The 20,578-nt window shown below is 42.3% G+C and carries 22 protein-coding genes and 1 pseudogene; 2 read left to right on the top strand and 21 right to left on the bottom strand.

Features of this window, described 5'->3' with window-relative positions; genetic code table 11:
- Positions 1 to 83 precede the first annotated feature (83 nt).
- Positions 84 to 821, bottom strand: a complete 738-nt coding sequence (locus JXR81_09580; protein MBN2755091.1) for a metallophosphoesterase family protein — start codon at positions 819 to 821, stop codon at positions 84 to 86.
- Between the two features lie 89 nt (positions 822 to 910).
- On the bottom strand, positions 911 to 1,888 hold the full coding sequence (locus tag JXR81_09575) for a hypothetical protein (protein MBN2755090.1): 978 nt from the start codon (positions 1,886 to 1,888) through the stop codon (positions 911 to 913).
- Between the two features lie 138 nt (positions 1,889 to 2,026).
- Between JXR81_09575 and JXR81_09570 the strand changes: the two genes are divergently transcribed.
- Both JXR81_09570 and JXR81_09565 read left to right on the top strand, forming a co-directional pair.
- Entirely contained in the window at positions 2,027 to 2,995 is a 969-nt protein-coding gene (locus tag JXR81_09570; GenBank protein MBN2755089.1) for a ribonuclease H-like domain-containing protein, read from the top strand.
- Complete coding sequence (locus JXR81_09565) at positions 2,983 to 5,214, top strand: DUF1998 domain-containing protein (GenBank protein MBN2755088.1); 2,232 nt, start codon at positions 2,983 to 2,985, stop codon at positions 5,212 to 5,214. The genes JXR81_09570 and JXR81_09565 overlap by 13 nt, the downstream gene beginning before the upstream one ends.
- A 44-nt stretch (positions 5,215 to 5,258) precedes the next feature.
- Here JXR81_09565 and JXR81_09560 read toward each other — a convergent pair whose 3' ends face one another.
- The 19 genes and pseudogenes from JXR81_09560 to JXR81_09470 all read right to left on the bottom strand — a co-directional run bounded on the left by JXR81_09560 (position 5,259) and on the right by JXR81_09470 (position 20,256).
- Positions 5,259 to 6,944: a GHKL domain-containing protein gene (locus JXR81_09560; GenBank protein MBN2755087.1), complete on the bottom strand. Its 1,686-nt coding sequence runs from the start codon at positions 6,942 to 6,944 to the stop codon at positions 5,259 to 5,261.
- 200 nt (positions 6,945 to 7,144) lie between these two features.
- Positions 7,145 to 8,884, bottom strand: coding sequence for a PAS domain S-box protein (locus JXR81_09555; protein ID MBN2755086.1), 1,740 nt, complete (start codon positions 8,882 to 8,884; stop codon positions 7,145 to 7,147).
- 34 nt (positions 8,885 to 8,918) lie between these two features.
- Positions 8,919 to 9,326, bottom strand: coding sequence for a hemerythrin family protein (locus JXR81_09550; GenBank protein MBN2755085.1), 408 nt, complete (start codon positions 9,324 to 9,326; stop codon positions 8,919 to 8,921).
- Between the two features lie 15 nt (positions 9,327 to 9,341).
- Positions 9,342 to 9,782 carry a hypothetical protein gene (locus JXR81_09545; GenBank protein ID MBN2755084.1) on the bottom strand — a complete coding sequence of 147 codons (441 nt, stop codon included), beginning with the start codon at positions 9,780 to 9,782 and terminating at the stop codon, positions 9,342 to 9,344.
- Positions 9,779 to 10,783, bottom strand: a complete 1,005-nt coding sequence (locus JXR81_09540; protein ID MBN2755083.1) for a hypothetical protein — start codon at positions 10,781 to 10,783, stop codon at positions 9,779 to 9,781. Before JXR81_09540 ends, JXR81_09545 begins: the two co-directional genes overlap by 4 nt.
- 27 nt (positions 10,784 to 10,810) lie before the next feature.
- Positions 10,811 to 12,316: a PAS domain S-box protein gene (locus JXR81_09535; GenBank protein MBN2755082.1), complete on the bottom strand. Its 1,506-nt coding sequence runs from the start codon at positions 12,314 to 12,316 to the stop codon at positions 10,811 to 10,813.
- An 86-nt stretch (positions 12,317 to 12,402) separates the two neighbouring features.
- A complete protein-coding gene (locus JXR81_09530; protein ID MBN2755081.1) occupies positions 12,403 to 12,855 on the bottom strand; it encodes a hypothetical protein in 453 nt (150 codons plus the stop codon).
- A gap of 4 nt (positions 12,856 to 12,859) precedes the next feature.
- Entirely contained in the window at positions 12,860 to 13,771 is a 912-nt protein-coding gene (locus tag JXR81_09525; GenBank protein MBN2755080.1) for a sensor domain-containing diguanylate cyclase, read from the bottom strand.
- 199 nt (positions 13,772 to 13,970) lie between these two features.
- Positions 13,971 to 14,399: a response regulator gene (locus JXR81_09520; GenBank protein MBN2755079.1), complete on the bottom strand. Its 429-nt coding sequence runs from the start codon at positions 14,397 to 14,399 to the stop codon at positions 13,971 to 13,973.
- Positions 14,400 to 14,486: 87 nt separating this feature from the next.
- Positions 14,487 to 15,116: a response regulator gene (locus JXR81_09515; GenBank protein ID MBN2755078.1), complete on the bottom strand. Its 630-nt coding sequence runs from the start codon at positions 15,114 to 15,116 to the stop codon at positions 14,487 to 14,489.
- 52 nt (positions 15,117 to 15,168) lie between these two features.
- The gene (locus tag JXR81_09510; GenBank protein ID MBN2755077.1) at positions 15,169 to 15,612 is read right to left on the bottom strand and encodes a response regulator; all 444 of its coding nucleotides are present in this window, start codon (positions 15,610 to 15,612) and stop codon (positions 15,169 to 15,171) included.
- Between the two features lie 241 nt (positions 15,613 to 15,853).
- Complete coding sequence (locus JXR81_09505; GenBank protein ID MBN2755076.1) at positions 15,854 to 16,516, bottom strand: TPM domain-containing protein; 663 nt, start codon at positions 16,514 to 16,516, stop codon at positions 15,854 to 15,856.
- A complete protein-coding gene (locus JXR81_09500; protein ID MBN2755075.1) occupies positions 16,513 to 16,932 on the bottom strand; it encodes a TPM domain-containing protein in 420 nt (139 codons plus the stop codon). The genes JXR81_09505 and JXR81_09500 overlap by 4 nt, the downstream gene beginning before the upstream one ends.
- 2 nt (positions 16,933 to 16,934) lie before the next feature.
- On the bottom strand, positions 16,935 to 17,567 hold the full coding sequence (locus tag JXR81_09495) for an HD domain-containing protein (protein ID MBN2755074.1): 633 nt from the start codon (positions 17,565 to 17,567) through the stop codon (positions 16,935 to 16,937).
- 35 nt (positions 17,568 to 17,602) lie between these two features.
- Positions 17,603 to 18,169, bottom strand: a complete 567-nt coding sequence (locus JXR81_09490) for a hypothetical protein (protein ID MBN2755073.1) — start codon at positions 18,167 to 18,169, stop codon at positions 17,603 to 17,605.
- Positions 18,170 to 18,245: 76 nt separating this feature from the next.
- A pseudogene (locus JXR81_09485) lies at positions 18,246 to 18,674 on the bottom strand (peptidylprolyl isomerase).
- Between the two features lie 17 nt (positions 18,675 to 18,691).
- Entirely contained in the window at positions 18,692 to 19,057 is a 366-nt protein-coding gene (locus JXR81_09480) for a hypothetical protein (GenBank protein ID MBN2755072.1), read from the bottom strand.
- Between the two features lie 34 nt (positions 19,058 to 19,091).
- Positions 19,092 to 19,460 (bottom strand): hypothetical protein, encoded by a 369-nt coding sequence (locus tag JXR81_09475; GenBank protein MBN2755071.1) that lies wholly within the window; start codon positions 19,458 to 19,460, stop codon positions 19,092 to 19,094.
- Positions 19,461 to 19,554: 94 nt separating this feature from the next.
- Positions 19,555 to 20,256, bottom strand: coding sequence for a hypothetical protein (locus tag JXR81_09470; GenBank protein ID MBN2755070.1), 702 nt, complete (start codon positions 20,254 to 20,256; stop codon positions 19,555 to 19,557).
- Between the last annotated feature and the right edge of the window lie 322 nt (positions 20,257 to 20,578).

Raw genomic sequence — 20,578 nt, 5'->3', positions numbered from 1 at the left:
GTAAATTTATTTACAACGAATTATAAGTTACAAATCATTAACTGTCAAGTTTTTTTCCGGAAGCTGCCTGCCCGTTGTATAAATTAAAGCCCATACGCCAGGCGGTAGGCAAGGGTTGGCGGAAGGCCTGCGTCAAGTATTTTTTTTTGCGCGGAGTGAATATCATAATCAAGCCTTTTTTCGGCAAAAATACCGCTGTCACTGTCATACAAACAGACTCCCGCCTGCGGCATGCCGTCGCGCGGCTGACCCACGCTTCCTATGTTAATAATATACCTGAATCCTTTTTCAACATGTACTTTGCTGCCAAACCTGTACTGATACAGCCCGGAGTCTTCATTAAACCTGAATGCCGCGGGAATGTGAGTATGCCCTATTAAACATATCTGTTCTTCAAATGATAAAAAGGCTTCAATCACTTCCCTTCTGGACATGACATAGTTGAAATTCTCCGGATAAAAAGGCGAACCATGAACAATTTTTATGGAGTGTTCTTTTATTACCTCGGAATATTTCAGCCCCTTTATGTATTTCATATTTTTTTCCGTTACCGTATCCCGGTGCCAGGATATTGCTTCCCTGGCATTCCTGTTTACCCCGTTAAAGTCTTTCTCCCCCAATAAGTAATCTTCATGATTACCCCTTACGCATAACGCCCGCATTCCCCTTAACGTATCCACGCATTCATTAGGCTGCGCGCCATACCCGATGATATCTCCGGCGCAGTACACGGCTTCGGCATTACTGTCCTTAATGAATTCCGCAGCTGTTTTTAAAGCATCGTAATTACTGTGAATATCCGATATAAATGCAATCTTCATAATTAATCCACCCCGCCATTACAAGCATAGCTTATAAAGCGGTGTAAAATCAAGGCTTACGCACGGCTCCTGAACAAACAGATGAATTACTATTTACCCGGGGCTGTTGTGCCGTTTTTATCCCGGTACGAATCTTCAAGCGCCCTGAAGAGCGAAAAATAAAACACATTATTAAAAACGTTTATAGCCATTATAAATACCATATATATGATTCCAACCAGCATCAACAATGGAATAAAAGCCAATGACAAAGCGCCCAGAATATAAGCCGGCATCATCACCATAATCTGCACCGAAGCGGTCATCATCCAAAGCAGAATGTATAATAACAGTATATTCCATCTTTTCCCTTTTGTAATTTTAGCGCTGTGGGCTATGGGATTTTTTATTCCCGGCCTGGTTACAGCAAGTATAAACGACTGGCCGTAAACCAGCACAATTATAAAAACCGCCCCCAAAGCAATTACAAAAAGCAGTACCGCCGCTGCTATAGAAGCCGCTTTTACACTTTCATCCGCAAGCGCTGCAAAAACTATTATCCCCGCAGGTATTCCTAAAACAGCCGCAATCACGGAAAAAAATATCAAACCTATCAACAAAACAGCAGGCAGCCGTTTTACAGCACCCATTAAATTTTCTTTTACGTATTCTCCCGTACTTTTTTCACGCAGCCCTTTGTCCCGTCTGTCCAGCACAACAAACACCATAATATAAGTAATAATACCAATTAAGTATCCCGCAATCATAAAAGGCCAGTTAAAACCTTCAACGCCTGTGATCTGCGCGTCCGGCCTGTACGAAGGCAGGTAACCTATCAAAAAACAGGCGGAAGGTAAAAAAAGCAGCAGCATAAGCTCCCAGAAATTATTTACCATTGTATCAAAACTGTTTTTTACCACAGAAATTAATTTAATCTCCCGCAAAGGCTGCTGTTTTGGAGTAATAATATTTTCTAAACCGGCAGTTTTTTTAACCAATACCTTCTTACCCGCGCTTTTTCTGTCAGTTTTTTTTACAGGTTTCTTAATTGATTTTTTAACCGCTTTCTTTGCAGGTTTTTTTGCCATGTATTCCCTCCCGGATTTTTGATATTTTATTTAAACATAAAACTGTTAATAATCAAAGCGCAAATAAAACTTCTCAGCTTCCGGAGTGCCGGTATTTATTTATGATATAATCAGCCGTATAAAACACAGGAGATTTAAATGGCGTTTAACCCCGACATATTAAAGAAATTCACAGCGCAGAAAAAGCCCGAAAAAGAGATTCCATATTCCATTAAAGAAGCCGGTTTAAAGGGGCAGATAACCGAAGTGGAAGGGGCAAAACTGCTTACTTATACTGAAGACTTTGCAATTACACCGTCATTACCCCCTGCGGAGCTGTTTAAGAACGAGTGTGAATGCTGCCTGGAACTTTTACCGGGTGTGCGCGCCAAAAAAGCCGAGAAATTAAAGAGCACGGGCATTAATAAAATACAGGATGCCCTGTCGCACGAGAAGCATAAACAGCATGCGGCAGGCCTTGCGGATATATTGTCCTGCACCCCGGAAGAACTTACAAAAAAACTGCGCACGCGTTTATCCGGCTCTAACAGGCTTTTTTACCTTATGTCCGGCTTATACGCCCCAAAAGATTTATTGTTTCTGGATTTGGAAACCCGCAGCCTTTTTTCCGAAACCCAGATAATCACAATAGGCACAGGGTATTACGCGGACAATAAAACTTTCAGCGTTAACCAGTTTACCGCGTTAAACCCCGACGCCGAATACGAAGCCCTTATGTACCTGGATACCCTTTCGTCAAAATTCAAAGCGCTTGTCACATACAACGGCAGGTCTTTTGATGTGCCGTTTACAGTTTCCAGGTTTTCATATTACGGATTAAGAAACGCCGCAAAACGTTTTTCCGCCCTTATTAACTTTGACCTTCTGCATTACTGCAGGGCCGCGTTTTCGGCGGCTTTGGCGCATTCTCTTAAAGAGATGGAAATGTACCTTTTAAAAGAGTACCGCGATAATGACATAGACGGCTCAGAAGTGGATTACCATTATTCCCGCTGGCTGAAACTGCGAAAACCGGAAGACATTAACCTTATCACAACACATAACGTCATTGATGTGCGCTCTATGGCGCTTGTCTTAAACAAACTTGGTGAAAAATGGGCAAAATAGATTTATTAATTCAGGATATTGAAATATCCAAATATTACCGCGGCCAGATAATAAAAACCGTAACACTGCCCGAATCGCCCGCCAGATACTGTGACACGGACAGGTTAATATTAACACCCGCGCAGAAAAAGTATCTTGAAGCGCTGAACCTTAAGAATCTGTATATTCATCAGGCAGAGGCAATAAAAAACCATAATAACGGTTTAAACAGCGTCCTTACAACACCAACCGCTTCCGGCAAAAGCCTTGCTTTTAACCTGCCCGCGCTTTCTGAAATTGAAAAGGGCAGGTCATGCCTGTATATTTACCCGGCAAAGGCGCTTTCAAATGACCAGTTAATTTCAATTGAAAAGATGAATTCATTATCATGCCTGAATTTTGTAAGCGGCGTTTATGACGGCGATACGGATGCAAATACAAAACAGCGCTTACGCCGGGAAGCCTCCGTAATTATCACAAACCCTTACGAGCTGCACCAGATACTTCCCTATCATTCCAAATTCGCGGATTTTTATTCGCGCCTGAGCCTGATAGTTCTGGACGAAGCGCACAGGTACAGGGGCGTCTTTGGATCCAACATCGCATTTTTAATCAGACGCCTGCTGCGCGTATGCAATTATTACGGCGTGAAACCCGCCGTTACAGCCGCTTCAGGGTCAATTAAAAATGCCCCGCAGTTCATGTACAAATTGACAGGGCTGCCCTTTGAGGAGATAAGCGAAAACGGCGCGCCATTGGCTGGCAAAAAAATAATCTTTTGGGATGCCTCAAAAAATTCCGAAAAATCTCCTGTCACCCAGGCCAAAGACCTTTTACTTTCATGTACTAATAACGGCTTACAGACGCTGGTCTTTACCAAATCAAGAAGAATGGCGGAATCCATAAGAATGTGGGCGTCACAGGAAGACGGGCTGCTTGACATCGCTTCTTACAGGGCGGGTTACACTCCGGAATTACGCCGCGAGATTGAAAACAATTTAAAGACAGGAAAATCAAAAGCCATAATATCCACCAATGCCCTTGAACTGGGAATAGACATAGGCGGGTTGGACAGCGTCATAATGGCGGGCTACCCGGGAACTGTTTCCTCTTTCTGGCAGCAGTCGGGACGCGCGGGAAGAAGCGGAAAAGAATCGGTAATATTTTTTATTCCATCCGAAGACGCGATGGAACAGTACATATTAAAATTTCCCGAAACGGTAATGACGCGGTCTTTTGAAAGCGCCAATGTGTCGCTTGAAAACCCGAATATTACCGCCGGCCAGGTACTGTGCGCGCTTGCCGAACTGCCTTACCCTTCTGAAGGCGAAAACAGCAGCACCATGTTTTCTGACACAGGCGCAGACCTGATAATTCCGGAACTTGAAAAACAGGGCGTTATAAAACATACGGCGCGCGGCCTTATTTATTCCGGCGGCGTGCGCCCGCACGACGCGGTGTCACTTGATTCTTCCGGGCCTTTGTCAGTTAAGGTAAAGGTGGACGGAAAAACACTTGAAGAGCTGCCCTTAAGCCGGGCCTATGAAACCGCGCACAAAGGCGCGGTACATTTATATAACGGCGAAACATACATAATAACAGAACTTGACCTTGCGCAGGGCGAGGCCACGGCAGAGAAAAAATCCGCGGATTACGTGACAGAACCCGTGACAGAAGAAGAGGTAAAGATACTTGCCCTGAAAAAGAAAATTAATTTTAACGGTTTTTCCCTGTGCTACGGAGACGTAAACGTCACTGAATTTTTTAAAGGGTACAGAAGAAAAAAAGCGGGCCGTACTTTAGGGCAGGAAAATCTGGTGCTGCCGCCTTTAACTTTTAACACACAGGCGGTATGGTTTGATATGTCCCCTTCTGTTATATCTGCCGTATCCGGCTTTGACCTTGACGGCTCTATGCACGCCGCGGAACACGCGGTAATAGGAATGGCGCCGATTATCGCCATGTGCGACAGGGATGACATTGGCGGCAGGTCATACAGCACCTATACAAACGGAAACCCTGTAATATTTGTTTACGACGGATATGAAGGCGGTATAGGAATCGCGGAAAAACTGTTTGACTCATATAAGGACTGGCTTAGAATCACTTTAAATAACGTGTCATCATGCGCCTGTGAAAAAGGGTGCCCTGTCTGCGTCTTTTCCCCCAAATGCGGAAACGGGAATAACCCCATTGATAAACCAGGCTCTGTTGAAATTCTTAAAAGGCTTCAACAGTAATAATTTCCATAACACACTTAAAATACCGCATATTATCACTTATATTATCTTTTGAATTCAATAACAAATACGCTCCCTTTATTATCCCCTTCGGATTCCACCCGGATTTTTCCGCCATGGCGTTCCATAATACGTTTGCAGATGGCAAGGCCTATCCCCGTACCTTCATATTCCTCCCGGGAGTGCAGCCTCTGAAATATTTCAAATATCCTGTCCTGAAACCTTTGTTCTATGCCTATGCCGTTGTCTTTTACCGTTAAAATAACAGAAGACGCGTTTTCCTGTGCCGTTATTTCAATCACAGGTATGCCCGACTTACTTCTGAACTTAAGGCCGTTTTCAATTAAATTCTGCAATACCTGTTCTATCTGCATTCCGTCGCCCGTGACAGAAGGCAGCCTTTGCGGTATTAATATCCGTGCTTTAGCATCCTCTATTTTAAATTTCATTATATTAATTATGTGTTCAGCCGCGTCATTAAGGTCAACGGGCTCAAATTTACCGCCCCTTGTATTGACCCTTGAATAATCCAGCAGGTCTTTTATAAGCTCGTTCATCCTTAAAGCGCCGTCAACCGCAAAATCAATGTATTCCCTGTCTTCGCTTTCAAGCCTGTCGTATGATTTCTTCTTTAGCAGCTGCATGTAGTTTGAAACCATTCTTAAAGGCTCTTTTAAATCATGCGACACCACATACGCAAACCGCTCCAGGTCCACATTTGACCTTTCAAGGTCTTTCATTGTTTTTTCAAGCCCTCTTTCAGCGGCCTTTTTTTCGGTGACATCATCTATAACGCACAAATTACCAAGTTTTTCACCGTTTTTTTCAACGTGCGTGCAGGATAAAGTAAGCATTTTTTCGGATTTACCTGATCCCCGGGACAACTCTATGCCCGTAAATTTCTCACCTGACAGTATCATAGCTGTTATTTTTTCATCCTGAATAATCTCCGAAATGTTATCCTTTTCAGCTTTAAATTCAATATCAAGCATCTGTTTTGCCGTCGAATTTGCCTGCATCACAACACCCTGTATATCTGTCAGAATAAGCCCTTCATCCACCGATTCCAGTATCCTGTCCGCAGCCTGTTCCGCGTTTATTTCAAAAAAGTCATATTTACCGGCCGCGTATATAATACCCGTTACAAAAATTAAAAATACCAGATTTGCTTCCAAAGGCACATGTATCCTGAACCATTTAAGTATGAAACTTACAATTAAAGTTATTGAAAAAGCCATTATGGTTGTTGCCAGTATTATATCCGCGGACTTTTTCATATTAACATTCTTCTGCCTGTGCCTGAAAAGAACAAGCATCCCCAGCGAAACCGCGAACATAACAAAACAATAAGCTATAAAAAGATACACAAAGGCGGAATTGCCCCAGATGCCGGTTAAACCAAAAGAAGTCCTGTCACAACATACCAGCATTTTGTCAGAAAAAGCCGCCGCCTCAAATATAAACGGCATCGCAAAAAAGAAAGTCAGAACAAATACATTTTTCAATATGCTCTCTTTTTTCATAAAATATAAAAGAAAAATAACATAAAAAGTGGGAAAAGACGCCCATCCTATTGTCTGAATTTTCAATATAATATCCGCTTTCTCCTGTGTTATGTACGAATTAAAAAGAAGGGCGTTAGAACCGCTCCAGAACCACAGACAGATGAAAACCATTCCAAGCAGCCAGTTAATTACAGCAGCGGGATTCTTTGCGATTATGTATATCATCAGAACGAAGTAGATTACAAAGGCGGAAAAATGAAGTACTGTCCAAACGTTCACTTCTTCGCCTCCCCTTATTCATTTTATAGGACATTTAATAAATTATACCATTAAAATCATTCCGGAAATTACATTTTACTGATAACATTCAACATCCGCTTACGCCTTTGTTCCGGCTTAAATAATTGTTTTAACACCGGCTGAAACTATTTCTTAAATTCAATCACAAACGTACTGCCTCTGCCTTCTCCTGCGGATTCCGCCCAAATTCTGCCGCCGTGCCTTTCCATTATCCGCCTGCATACGGCAAGGCCGACGCCGTTGCCTTCATATTGTTCACGCGGATTAAGCCTTTGAAATAAATTAAAAATTTTATCCAGATACTCTTCATTAATACCAATCCCGTTATCCTTTATTTTAACGCGTACATAACCCGCGTCCTCCCGGGCCGAAATTTGAATCTCCGGATTTACCCCCGGAAGCCGGAATTTTACCGCATTATCTATTACATTAACAAACAGCCTTATTGCCTGTTTTTCATCACCCCGCACTTTTAAAAGGCTTTCTGATACAGTTATTTTAGCGCCTGCTTCATCCGCCTTCTGTTTAAGAGCGGTGACAGCGCCGGCTGCAATCAAATCAAGATTCAGCATTGAAATTTTAACGGAACCGGCCTGTATGGCGGCATAATCCAAAAGGTCATTTATCAGGCTGTTCATACGAAACGCGCCTTCCACGGCAAAATTCATATGCTCCTTTTGAGCGCCATCCAGCTTTTCATAAGTTTTCTTTTTAAGCAGCTGCACATGGCTTGCCACCATTCTGGCAGGCTCTTTAAGGTCATGTGCCGCCACGTTTGCGAATTGTTCCAGGTCCGCATTAGACCTTTTTAATTCCGCTATGGTTGATTTAAGTTCTTCCTCGGCTTTTTTTCTTGCCGTAATGTCTTTTATGACGCAGATATAACCAAACTTTTCGCCTCTTTTTTCAACCGGGCCCGCGGATATTGTATAAAACTTTATCCCTTCCGGTGTTTCCCTTGCCGCCTCTTCTTCCTTAATTTTTTCTCCGGATGCCACCCTTTTAACCAGCGCATTCTCCCCCATAAGTTCAAATATATTCTTCCCATGCGGATTACCAAACCGCTTCATCATTTCAACCGCGTGTTTATTTGCTTCCACTACAACCCCGTCCATATCCGTCAGTATTAAACCTTCATCAATTGATTCCACAATCTTGTCCGCGGCGGTTTCCGCGTTTATTTCAAAGAAACTGTATTTTTCCGCAGCGTAAACAATTCCCGCTACAAATACAAGAAGGGTAATATTCACCTGAAGCGGTATGTGAATGCGCAGCGCTTTTAAAACAAAACTTACTATAACCGTCACCACAAAAAACATAACAGTGCTTCCAAGTATTATTTCAGCAGATTTTCTGTAATTACCCTTCTTATGGTTTCTTATGAAACTTATAAGATATAACATAAGCACTGTAAAAATAACCGCGCTGTACGCAATAAACAAATAAACATAAAAAGAATTTTTCCATATTCCCGTCAGCCCAAAATAAGTGCTGTCACAGCAGACAAGCATCCGCCCGGAGAAATTACCCAGCTGAAAAAATGCCGTAACAGAAAAAAGGGCGATATACAGAAACGGATTTTTCAGAAGCGCGGTTTTCTTCATCAGATGAAACAGAAAAAGCGCGTAAAAAGCCGGAAAAACAGCCCATGACAAAGACTGAACCCTAAGCACAAAATCAGCCGTCAGCGGGGATATATAGGAATTATAAAGGATTGTATTTGTGCCGCTCCAAAACCACATACACAGAAAAACAGCGGCCAGCATCCAGTTTATGACAGCGTTTGGGTTTTTAAGAATCACATAGACAACAAGCACAGAATAAATCAAAAAAGCCGAAAAATGCACCGCCGTCCATATATTCAAATCCGCCCCCTGAAGTTTTTATGGCCTAAACAGTTTATCTTATTTTGCCGCGTAAAAAAGCGCCCATCTTTTTATCTGTATTTTCTATATGAAGAACAAACCAGTTATACACCGCGATACTTTCATTATAGATATCATCGCCTTTTATGCCGCCCGCGTTCAGTTCCTCATAAAGCCGCGTGATGCGTTTTAAGAAACCCAGATGCCTGTCCTGGTGTTCCTTAAAATCCGGATATATATACTTAAGCATGAACATTTCTTCCGTCCTGAAATGTTCCTCAATATAAACCGCAAGAAATTTAAGTATGCCCGCCGCGGTTTCAGGTTCTTCTTTTTTTTCAAGCGCGTCAGACAGTTCCTTTAATTTGCCGATAATCTTCCTGTGCTGCACATCCACTTCGCCTATACCCACAGACATTTCCGGTTTCCATTCAACAGCCATTTAATCTCCCCTTTATTATTCGCTTTTAAATTTTCTTTCGGTCCTGAAAGGCCCAAAAGCTACAGGAGATGTTTCCATGCCGGTAATTCTATATTTGCCTTTTTCATCAAGCCTTACTGTAAGCCTGTGATAAAGGATACCCTTTTCGCTTAACGCCCTGTAAAAAAGTTCAATTGTGCGCGAATCAGAATCCACCAGATAACTGTCCGCTTTAAACCCTTCAAAACGGCCGTATTTTAATTTAGCTGTGTCAAAAGCTATTTCCAGCGCCCCTATTCCATTGTTGTTCTCAAAATTCGGGTCTGTCATGGCATACGCAGCATCCACATCCTGCATTTTATACAGCGTATAAAGAAAATCACCGGCTTTTGCCCTGGCTTTTTCCGCTTCCATCATGAATATCTGCCCGCATGAAACCGTAAATACTATCAATAATATCACAGGTATTTTCTTCATTTTGACCACCATCCGTCATTTTTTATTTTATCCGCTATCCCTCCAAAAAGATAAACAGCACCGCCTTCTGTTATGACACCGGCTGAATGCCTTGCAGGAAACGCGTCCTTAGCCGCCTGTATCCAGGCCCTGCCGTTAACCGACCACCAGACATCACCGGACGCTTTACCGTCCGAAAGCTGCCCGCCCATTACCCACATCCTTCCGCCAAAAACAAAACAGGCAAAATCAGACCTTTCCCCAAACATGGCGCTTGTTGTTACCGCCTCCCAGTCAGCGCCATTGGTTGAATTCCATACATCGGAAAATTTCTCTTTTTCCCCTTTTCCGCCTATAACCCACAATTTATTGTCAAAAACAATAAACCCGTGCGATGCCCTTGGTTTAAATGATTCCCTGTCTGTTTTTTCCTTTATCCAGCCTTTTTCTTTATCAAAATAATACACATCATTGCTGTAATTTTTGCCGTCATAACCGCCGCTTAAACGGGGTTTGTCCTTAAAAACAACCGCCCTTAAACCGCGCGATACCGGCGCCGTTTTTCCCGTCTCAAGCGCGGTGAATGTCAGCGCTCCGTACGAAACCCAGGTATCATTAAAAAATTTTTCCTCTTTATCGCCGCCGTAATAACCGCCTATTACATAAGTCTTATCCCTGTCTGTACAATAGGCAAAATCTTCCCTTTCTCCAAAACCTGTATTCGCATTAACAGTTGACCACGTTTCAAAATCAGCGGTTAATGGCACGTTTTTCAAATAGGAGTTCTCTGTCTTTCCGCCAATTACAGCTATACTCCCGCCAAGTTTTAAAAGCGCGTGGCCATAAACCCCTTTTGTATCCATTGGCACATCAAGTTCCTGCCAGTCAGCCATTCCCGGCACAGCGGTAGGCGCGGCAACAGGCGGCCTGTAAGAAGCCGCCGCAGGATTGGAACTTCCCGTGCATCCATATACAGCATATATAATAATTACACCGGCACAAAACAATAATATTTTTTTCAAGAAATCCGCTCCGTTTTAATATATTTATCAGAGAATTATGCTGTCCCTGTCTTTCAACTCATCATTTAAAACATAACCCTTTTCCCTGAAAAGTTTTATACATACATCAACAATTTCCGGATCATATAAAGTACCCTTGTTGCTCTCTATTTCTTCCAACGCCCTTTCAATACCATAAGCTTCATGGTAAGGGCGCTCAAAAGTAATTGCCTCCACCACATCCGCTATGCTTATTATTCTGGCTTCCAAAAGTATCTGCCCGTCCTTAAGCCCGTTGGGATATCCGCTTCCGTTTATCCTTTCGTGGTGCTGAAGCACTATCTGCGCTATAGGCCACGGAAAGTCTATATTCTTAAGCACATCAAAACCGGCCTGCGGGTGCTGTTTAATTATATCGTATTCATCACCTGTAAGTTTAGCTTTCTTATTTAAGATGGAGCCGGAAATGAATATTTTACCTATATCATGAATAACCGCGGCGATATATATTCCCGCTATCCTGTCTTTATCAAGCCCCATTTCCGAAGCAATGGCCGCCGCCAAATCCGCCGTGCGGTTCTGATGGCCGACAGTATAAATATCCTTCTTTTCAACAAGTTTTTCCATAGCCATTATTATGCCGTTCATTATTTTACGTACAGTTTTGGCGCTGTCTTCAAGGATTTTTTCAGTCTTCTTTCTCCGGCTTATATCCCTTATCACGGAAATTATCGCTTTCTTTCCCGCAAAATCTATCATATGGGCGCTTACTTCCGCCTGATAAGTTATATTATCCGCCCTTATCATAGTTTCAAAAATACAATGCCCGTTTTGGGATATTTGTTCCACGGCTTTTCTGGAAATCGCGGTTGCCTCGGGCGGCATAAAATCCGAAAGTTTCTTTTTAAGCAGCTGCCCCCTGCTTAGGCCTATCATACGGCAGGCGACTTCATTCGCTTCCAGTATTCTTCCGTCTGTTTCTCCCGGTAAATATTCATGCACCGTTATCGCGTCATACGCGGTTTCAAACAGCGTCTTATATTTATTAATACTCTCAACCAGTTCGCGTTCAAGTTTCTTTCTTCTTGTTATATCCCTTATTGAAGAGATAAAACCCGTGGGCTTGCCGTCACTGTCTTTCATAACCGCCGAACTTAATTCCACATAAATGGATTCCCCGTTCTGTTTTCTGATACTGTACTCGCTTCCGCTTACAAAGCCTTCAACCAGAAGTTTTTTTATATTTTCATTAAACCTGTCAAGATCTTCGCCGCTTAATGAAATTTTTACGTTTTTGCCCATAAGTTCCGCAACTGATTCCGCGCCGTAAAGTTCCGCGGCGCGTTCCGAAGCATAAATCACCGTGCCGGACAAATCCAATTTCATAACGGCATCAAGCGATGCCATTGCAAGTTTACTGTTCATTTCTTCCGCGTTTTTCAGGGACTGTTTTAAAACCCTGACCTGCTTTTCAAGCTGCTGCTGATTGGACAGTTTTTCCCTTAAACTGTTGATTTCTTCAAGCAGTTTTTTCTCATTAAGTTTTTCGGGCAAAACAAACCTCCAGAAAAAGAATTATAAAGCTGTCTGTTCAGGCGGCTTTTTATCGCAGAAACCATGGAAGGCGCGCCTGAACACCGCTATTTTATTTTAAACGCTTTCTTCCACTCCGGAAACCTTGGGAAAAAAATAACAAATAGAAGGGCGGAAACCGCAAGCAGCCCGTAAAAATCCTGTTTAGTGCCGGCCGAAAAATATAAAACAAGGCCAAGCGCGGCGGGTACCTGGCATATCATAAGCACCGACACCGAAGATATGTACAGCGATGAAATCGCCTGGTTTCCGCCAAGCGCCGCCTTTCTTAAAAAATACTTTTTGATAAAAACACAAATCATATAAACCACCACGCTTAAAACAAGAAATATTTTTTTTAACATGACCGGATCAAAATCAACTATCGTTTTTCCCGCTATTTCCGGCCTGCGGGAAATAAATTCCACTATCCCTGCGTAAAAAAACAGGCTTACAAACAGAATATAACCGACCACCTTTGCCGTTTTGTATATCCTTTCAAGCGCTTCGTTTTGTTCCATCATCTCACCCTATTGTAACGTAGTTTCTTCCCGAACTTTTACTTTCATACATTAACCTGTCCGCTCTTTTCACAATAACATCCATTGCCTCTCCCCTTTTTGCCACTGTAGCGCCTATGGACACGGTTACAGCCACCGCCTTATCGGTTATGTTTAAGGACGACTGCGACACAAGCGACCTTATTTTTTCAGCAATGGCATACAGCGTTTTATTGTCCGCGTCCGAAATAACCGCCACAAACTCTTCGCCGCCCCACCTGCCTACAAAATCTTCCGTCCTTAAATTGGCCGCAAGTGTTTTTGCCACCATTTTTAAAACACTGTCGCCGGCTTCGTGCCCGTATATGTCGTTTACATCCTTAAATTTATCTATATCCATAAACAGCATCCCAAAATCCCTTGCCCATGAATACCTTTCAGTTTCCGCAAGTTTGGCGCCTATCTTAATTTCCGAATACCTTCTGTTGCCTATACCCGTAAGTTCGTCAATAAAAGCAAGTTTTTCAAGTTTTTCAATCTGCATGAACGCGCTCATTTTCGTTGAATTATCGCTGAAGATTTCCACAGCCCCTGCCACCGCGCCGTTATCATCAAAAATCGGGGATATGCGGGTTAATACGGGTATCCTGTGTCCGTCTTTATGCTTTAAATAAATCTCTTCTTCCACAAGCCGCCTTTCTTTCATGGCCTTCACCGCGGGACAAGTGTCCCCGCCGCAAAGCGATTCTCCTTTGATATTGGTATGCACAAGTTTTCGGTCCCAGCAGTGAGTCCCTACAATTTCCTGCGCCGTATAACCCGTAAGTTTTTCCGCGGCTTTATTCCAGTAAGATATTTTTCTTTCGGCATCGCAGAAATAAACAGAATCATACAGGTTGTCCAGTATCTTCTTAAAGAAATCCTTTTGATACTCCACTTTTACCAACTCCTTAAAACAGCGTGCCGCACTCCTGCCGCAGGAAACATTTTTTATGGCTAATATATTATAATTTATCCCCCATTTACTGTCAAACACGATAATAGGCGGAAAAACTGCCTGTACGGCTTATTTAAGGATACTTTTATGATTTAATTTTATGAGGTTTAAACTATTAATTCAGGGCTTTTTTTGCGCCCTATATGGCCCTTTTATCGGACTTTGACAGCCAGTAATCTTCTATATATTTTGCTATCTGTATATAATTTTCTATATCCATTTCTTTGGTAATGTAAAAATTGGCTTTTAACGCATACGCTTTATCAATGTCATTTTTAAGGCTGGAAGATGAAAGTATGATAACAGGAATACCGGCAAGATTTTCATCATTTTTAATCTCTTTTAAGACTTCAAAACCGTCTTTTTTTGGTATTTTAAGGTCTAAAAGCACAACATCCGGCCTTAAACCATCAGCGTGTCCGCCGGTTTTTTTTAATATATTAACAGCCTGTTCGCCGTCAGTGGCAACGCTTATATTGCACTTTATGGCTAATTCCTTGAAGCATTCTTCAATAAGTTTAATATCTGCCCTGTTATCTTCAACAAGTAAAATATCAACAGTTTTCATTTCCGCAGCGGACATTTCCTCATCTCCCATATATTTTTCATTTCCTGATACTATTTATATCACCGAAAAAGGCGCATATCAAGGAAACTAAACATTTATTTTTTTTATTTTTTCCAGCAATATAACCGCTTCATTAAGTGTCTGTTCAATTCCGTCGCGTTCTTCTCCGCCTCTGCTGTGCTTTTCCAGCGCTTCTTTCAGCGCTTTTTCCACCGGTATTATACCCTCTGCAAGATTCCGTATTTCAGACTCCCTGCGGCGGTCTTGTGCCTGCAGCTTTTCATAGCTTTCTTTAAGTTTACGGTCATTTTCTTCCATTTCACTTATAAGTTTGTTTCTTTCTATGGCGTGAAGTATGGCGCGTTTCAAAAGTTCGCTGTCTGTCCTGCCTTTAACAAGGTAATCCTGGGCGCCTTCTTTAAGAGACTTAATTGCCAGCACTTCATCATCCATTCCGGTAAGGACAACCACAGGCACTTCTTTTACTTTATCTTTTACCCTGTTCAGCGTGTATATTCCATTGCTGTCCGGAAGGGTAAGGTCAAGAAGCACTATGTCGGGTTTTACTTTATCCAGCGCCTGAAGCCCGCTTAAAAGGGTGGAAGCAACTTCAAGGTAGAAAGGCGAATTCCTTACCTCTGATAGTATTTCCCAGATAAGCCTTACATCGCCCTGATTGTCCTCTATAAGCAGTACTTTTATATGTTTTTTATTCACTTAAAACCGCCCTGATTTTTTAACGTTTATAGTAAAATAAATAAAAGGTATTTCATTGCGCCTTGGTGTCAGCGCGCTTTCCAAATGCAAGCCAGAAATTGTCTATTCCCTTTACCGCGTCTATAAGGTTATCCAGCCCTGCCGGTTTTGTGATATAGCAGTTTGCCGATAATTCATAAGACTTCAGAATGTCCATTTCTGAATCCGAAGTGGACAAAACCACCACCGGAATCCCGCTTGCTTTTTTGCTCTGCTTAATTTCGCTTAATACTTCCAGCCCGTTTTTTCTGGGCAGATTAAGGTCAAGAATTATGATGTCAAAACCGGTATCATCATCCCTTAACAATATGTCCGTGGCTTCCACCCCGTCCCTTGCGCTTACAATACTGCAGTCAGGGTCAAAACCTTTAAAAATTTCCCTTATCAGGCGTAATTCCGCCGGATTATCCTCCACAAGAAGAATCCTTGGGTTTTTATTGCCGCTAATTGTGTTCATAAAACGCCGCCTTATCGCCAAAAAACAAAAAAATATAAAACATTTCAGCGCATAGTTTTTTTAGCAGCGTAAAACCGGGTAAAATTGAAAACCTAAAAAAAATATATTCCCACATAAGCCGCCCCCTTATCTGCGGGAAGTTACTACATTCACAAATTAATTATATATGAAAAAAAGTAAAAAGTATATTATAAAAAAACGCGGATATATCTGCGGCCGTTTTAAATTTATACCTGCCTTATCACCACCGGCCTACCGCGCCGCCGCCATACGTCTTTTTGCCGTTATTTTCCGGCACGCCTGCAGGCTGTTTTCTTTCTTTATTTTTACCGGCTATAAAACTTACTCCGGCAAGCAAAAACAGAAACAAAGCCCCGCCGATAAGTGAAAAGACCAGAAGCTGCGGCCCTTTAACCCCGCCTTGCCTTGAAAAAGCTTCGGTCATTGCTTTTGCTCCGTTATAAATACCCGCGCTGTAATCACCCGCTTTAAAATAAGGCAGTATTACATTGTTAATTATTTCCTGAAACTTCTGTTCCCCGCTTTCGGCCAGATTGCGCCCAAGTTCCACTTTTAGGCGCCTGTCATTAACAGCCACCAGAAGAAGAATCCCGCTTTCCTGCAGTTTCCATTCGCTTAACGCCCTTGCGGCAAGAAAGTCAACCCCTTCGCTTCCAGCGGCGTAATCAGAAGCATTCCCTATAGTAAGTACAGACGCTTCAATACCGGTCTTTTTTTCAAACCTTTTTAACAACAGCATAATTTCGCCGGCATTCTTATCGTTTATAACCGAAGCGTAATCATTAAGATACCTGCTTTTTCTGTAAGGGACAGAGTCGGTCGAAAATATCACCGGTGCAAATAACAGAAAAACAGCGGCGGCTGCCGCCAGGCGTAATTTCATAGCCGGACACCATTTTCAGAAACAGCGGGAAAAAATTCCATTAACATGTTGCCGGTAAGGCTGACAGCCGCGGTAAGGCCTATTGAAAACTGCCCGTCTTTCATCTTTCCGGTCACGGAATCACTGACGTGTTTCCAGAAACCTTCCGGAACCTTTTCATTAATCCCGTCATCCGCGAATACCACAAACTGCCTGTCTTCGGTTGACACGTATAAAAGCACACAGTTTCTGTCAGCATACCCGTTAAGCCCGTAATTTTCAAATACGGCCCTTGCCCTTTCAAAAGGCGCCCTGCCGGCTTTTTTCTCAATATGCACGCGTATCCTGCCGGTGGTGCCTCTTTCCGCGGCATTAATAGAAGACTGCAGCACTTGCTTTTCCTGCTCTGAAAGTATGTTCTCCGGCGTGATTTTCATTTTTAAATTTTCCCTTCCGTTTCCATGCCAAGCCTTTTAAAAAACAGCGTCATAAAAGCATGGCGTTCTTCTGCAAGTTTTCTGCCTTCTTTGGTATACATCCTGCCCCGGACATGCCTTAATTTTACCATGTATTCCCTGTATGCGGTATCATCCTGTGTGTATGGTTTTGTATTTAATATATCAGCCCCGGGATTGTGCAGTTTTGCCCCAACTTCACCGGCAAACAAAAACGCGCGGCCTATACCTACCGCGCCTATAGAATCCAGCTTATCAGCGTCAAAAAGCACCTTTGCCTCTTTGGTCCGCGGCTTCCTTTCCGCCCGAAACCTGTGACATTCTATACAGTGCTTTATATTTTCAACAAAACCGGGTTCAAACCCGTGCTTTAATAATATCCGCGAAGCTTTTACTGCGCCAAGCAGCGCGTGGTCTTTTTTTCCTCCGCTTTTATCCTCTTCATGGCGGGCTATATCATGAAGTACCGCGGCGTATTTAACGGTTTTTATATCTGCTTTTTCTTTTTTTGCCAGATGAACAGCAAGCCGCAGCACCCTTTGTGTGTGTTCCCAGTCGTGTGACCCGCGTGATTTTTTCAGGACCTGTTCCGCGCCCGCGCTTATTTTTTCAAACATTACATCCAACACATACACCCCTGAAAATATTAAACTTATTTATCACTCCAGCTTACCGCGTATTCCGTAACAGCATCGCCTTTTGTCTTTGCCCTTACTATTTCCACATTAATATCCGTTACCCCGCAGATTTCAAGACCTTTATGCATCCAGCCGCCTATCCTGCTTTCCACCACGGGGCAGATATCCGCAAATTCCACTATCCTTAACACAGATGAATTGTCCCCTGTAACTTCGGACTGCATAACGCTTGGCTTATAATATGTTGAAAAAATCGAACTTGCCTTATTTATAATAAATTTAGCGGATCCCATCTTTACAAACAGCCTGTAAATACCCTTTAACCCATAATCAGCGCTGAACATACCCGAATCCCACGCGCCTTTTTTTAAATCCCCGTTATAAAACATTTCGCCTATCTTTTTTGACGGTTTCCTTAAGGCATCTTCAATCGGATACCAGTTATTGGTGAGAATTGCGCTCTCGTATATTTTTTTTGCCTGCGGGTCAAGGCTTGATATCCACTTATCAAAATTCGATTCTCCAAAAGCCGCCTTAACAAATTCCCTGGTGGAAATAACAGCCGTTCCTTTTACTTCCATTTTAACCTCCCTTTTTTTACCGCGGTAAACATCTTACCTGAATTATACTTTATATAAAGCGCCGGCCTGCAGCTGCTTAATTAACACTTACAAGTTCCAGTTCAAAAGTCAGTTCTTTGCCCGCAAGCGGGTGATTAGCGTCCAGTTTGATTTTGTCTCCGGATACTTCCAGTATTACAACCTGAAACACCTGGCCTTCGGGGTTTACCATCTGAAGTTCCTACCCCGGTTTTGGCTCCATTCCTTCCGGAAGGTTTTCTTTGCCTATAAAGAACACGGCTTCTTCACTATATTCGCCGTATGCCTGCGCGCACGGAATTACAATTGTTTTTTTCTCTCCGGCAGAAAGCCCCAGAACTCCGTTTTCAAAACCCGGTATCACCTGGCCTTCGCCTATTGTGAATTCCAGCGGCTCTTTTCCTTCGGAAGAGTCAAATACTTTTCCGTCTTTTAAGCTGCCTTTATAGTGCACTTTTACTTTGTCTCCGTTTTTTGCCGCTGGCATTATTACCTCCGGTTTTTTTATTTCAGTTCCGCCAGAAAATCCTTCGCTTTTTCAAGGCTATCCATAGCGACCAAATTTTTTCTTCTTGTAAACATAACGACCGCGTCATAAAGGACTTTTTTTATGCCTTCCAGCCCCACTATAGCCGTCATCTTAATAAACGGTTTATTGCCCGCCGCAAAATCCTTAAAAGCAGCTGCTATTTCTTTATTATACATGCTTCCCGAAATATCCAGCAGCCCCAGCACGCTTTCCGGCGGCTGATTGCGTATAAGCGCTTCTGCCTGCTTCATAGTACTCATTACTTCTTCCTGATTGCTGTTTGAAAAATCCATATGAACAATTTTCTTCCCTTTATGATTTATAATTGAAGATCCCGCCATATAATACCTCCATTTTTTACATGCCCTTATTTTATCATGGCTGTTTTGAAAGAAATTCTTTTGCTTCGTCTATACTGTTCATCAGAACAAGATTTTTACGCCTGGAAAAAAGAATCACAGCATCATAAAGCACTTTTTTAATTCCATCAATCCCTACAACTACTGACATTTTTACAAACGGTTTATTGCCGGCAACAAACTCTTTAAACGCCGCGGCGATTTCTTTATTATACATACTGCTTCCGCTGGTATCCGTTATTACATAAACACTTTCCGGCGGCTGGGTTCTTATCAGTTCCACCGCCTCTTTCATTGTGGCTAATATCTCTTCATTAGCGGAATTGGAAAAATCATTAAATACTATTCGCTTGCCTTTATAAGTAATAACTGAAGCTCCCGGCATATAATCCTCCTGAATTTAGTCGGATTATTTTACCATTTGCCGGGAGAAAACTCCATTCTGTTTTTTTTAGAACATTGTGAATTTTATTACTTGCTTACCTTACGCATTTTATAGCAGCTTCATTGTCTTCACCGATGCTTAGACTTATCTCTTCGCCGGTATTTTCACCTATATACTGCTGCGCCGCCGTTATCATTATAGGGAAAAACTTTCTTAACTCTTTTGTCCCGCCTTGATTACTTATCGAGGTTTTCCACAGCTGCTTAAGTTTCTTATTATCCTGCTTTAACTTAAGGTCATAAGCGTCAAGAATTATGTATTTAGGGTACGTGGTGTATACATCCGTCCTTTCCTGATATCCGGTGATGCCGTAATCCGGCGTGTACGAAGTGCTGGATATATACTTGGTGGAACCGTCCTCTTCCTTTATTATATTGGCTATCGTCGTGGTCTCCCCGCCGGTCTGCCCCCAAACCGGAGTGGTGTAAGAATACACATGCCTTTCGGCTTCTCCCACTCCGTATGACATATATATCTCAACGTCGGCTTTATCTATGCTGTCAACCGGGGTGTATCCTTTCTTTTCAAGGGCAGCAGCCACATAACAGGCATATTCAATGAACTGCAGATCGCTTGCGTCTATATTTTTATTGCCGGAAACTATCACAAATTTTTTGCCTGTAATAGCACTCCTGTCATTTATGGAATCAACATTAACTATATACCGCCTGGAACAGCCTGACGCAAAAACAACGGCCATAATAATAAACAAAATTACAACTTTACTTATACGCATATACTCACCTCCGTATTTAATTCCATTTAACTATACCACACGATAATAACCAACGCAATAAGCCTTGACACAGTAGCACAAATGTGCTAAATTAAAGATAAGCAGAAGCAAATTAAGCAATTAAGCTATAGCGAAACTGTTAAACAAATAAGCAGAAACAAATTAAGCAATTAAGCTATAGCGAAACTGTTAAACAAATAAGCAGAAGCAAATTAAGCAATAGCTACTATGTTTTAAGCTTTCGCTTATGCTTAACTGCTTATAGCTTAATGCGCTATGTTTTAAGCTTTCGCTTATGCTTAACTGCTTATAGCTTAACGCG

This window comes from Candidatus Goldiibacteriota bacterium (genome assembly GCA_016937715.1).
Lineage (GTDB): Bacteria > Oederibacteriota > PGYV01 > PGYV01 > PGYV01 > PGYV01.
This window is presented reverse-complemented; position numbering and strand designations above follow the sequence as displayed.

What these genes read in the sequence shown, in the direction of transcription:
- JXR81_09545 (MBN2755084.1), bottom strand. Translation starts at nt 9,782, where the DNA reads ATGAAGAAAATACCTGTGATATTATTGATAGTATTTACGGTTTCATGC.
- JXR81_09565 (MBN2755088.1), top strand. Translation starts at nt 2,983, where the DNA reads ATGGGCAAAATAGATTTATTAATTCAGGATATTGAAATATCCAAATAT.
- JXR81_09550 (MBN2755085.1), bottom strand. Translation starts at nt 9,326, where the DNA reads ATGGCTGTTGAATGGAAACCGGAAATGTCTGTGGGTATAGGCGAAGTG.
- JXR81_09470 (MBN2755070.1), bottom strand. Translation starts at nt 20,256, where the DNA reads ATGCGTATAAGTAAAGTTGTAATTTTGTTTATTATTATGGCCGTTGTT.
- JXR81_09575 (MBN2755090.1), bottom strand. Translation starts at nt 1,888, where the DNA reads ATGGCAAAAAAACCTGCAAAGAAAGCGGTTAAAAAATCAATTAAGAAA.
- JXR81_09510 (MBN2755077.1), bottom strand. Translation starts at nt 15,612, where the DNA reads ATGAACACAATTAGCGGCAATAAAAACCCAAGGATTCTTCTTGTGGAG.
- JXR81_09500 (MBN2755075.1), bottom strand. Translation starts at nt 16,932, where the DNA reads ATGAAAATCACGCCGGAGAACATACTTTCAGAGCAGGAAAAGCAAGTG.
- JXR81_09475 (MBN2755071.1), bottom strand. Translation starts at nt 19,460, where the DNA reads ATGCCGGGAGCTTCAGTTATTACTTATAAAGGCAAGCGAATAGTATTT.
- JXR81_09530 (MBN2755081.1), bottom strand. Translation starts at nt 12,855, where the DNA reads ATGGAACAAAACGAAGCGCTTGAAAGGATATACAAAACGGCAAAGGTG.
- JXR81_09580 (MBN2755091.1), bottom strand. Translation starts at nt 821, where the DNA reads ATGAAGATTGCATTTATATCGGATATTCACAGTAATTACGATGCTTTA.
- JXR81_09490 (MBN2755073.1), bottom strand. Translation starts at nt 18,169, where the DNA reads ATGGAAGTAAAAGGAACGGCTGTTATTTCCACCAGGGAATTTGTTAAG.
- JXR81_09505 (MBN2755076.1), bottom strand. Translation starts at nt 16,516, where the DNA reads ATGAAATTACGCCTGGCGGCAGCCGCCGCTGTTTTTCTGTTATTTGCA.
- JXR81_09520 (MBN2755079.1), bottom strand. Translation starts at nt 14,399, where the DNA reads ATGAAAACTGTTGATATTTTACTTGTTGAAGATAACAGGGCAGATATT.
- JXR81_09480 (MBN2755072.1), bottom strand. Translation starts at nt 19,057, where the DNA reads ATGGCGGGATCTTCAATTATAAATCATAAAGGGAAGAAAATTGTTCAT.
- JXR81_09570 (MBN2755089.1), top strand. Translation starts at nt 2,027, where the DNA reads ATGGCGTTTAACCCCGACATATTAAAGAAATTCACAGCGCAGAAAAAG.
- JXR81_09495 (MBN2755074.1), bottom strand. Translation starts at nt 17,567, where the DNA reads ATGTTTGAAAAAATAAGCGCGGGCGCGGAACAGGTCCTGAAAAAATCA.
- JXR81_09560 (MBN2755087.1), bottom strand. Translation starts at nt 6,944, where the DNA reads ATGATATACATAATCGCAAAGAATCCCGCTGCTGTAATTAACTGGCTG.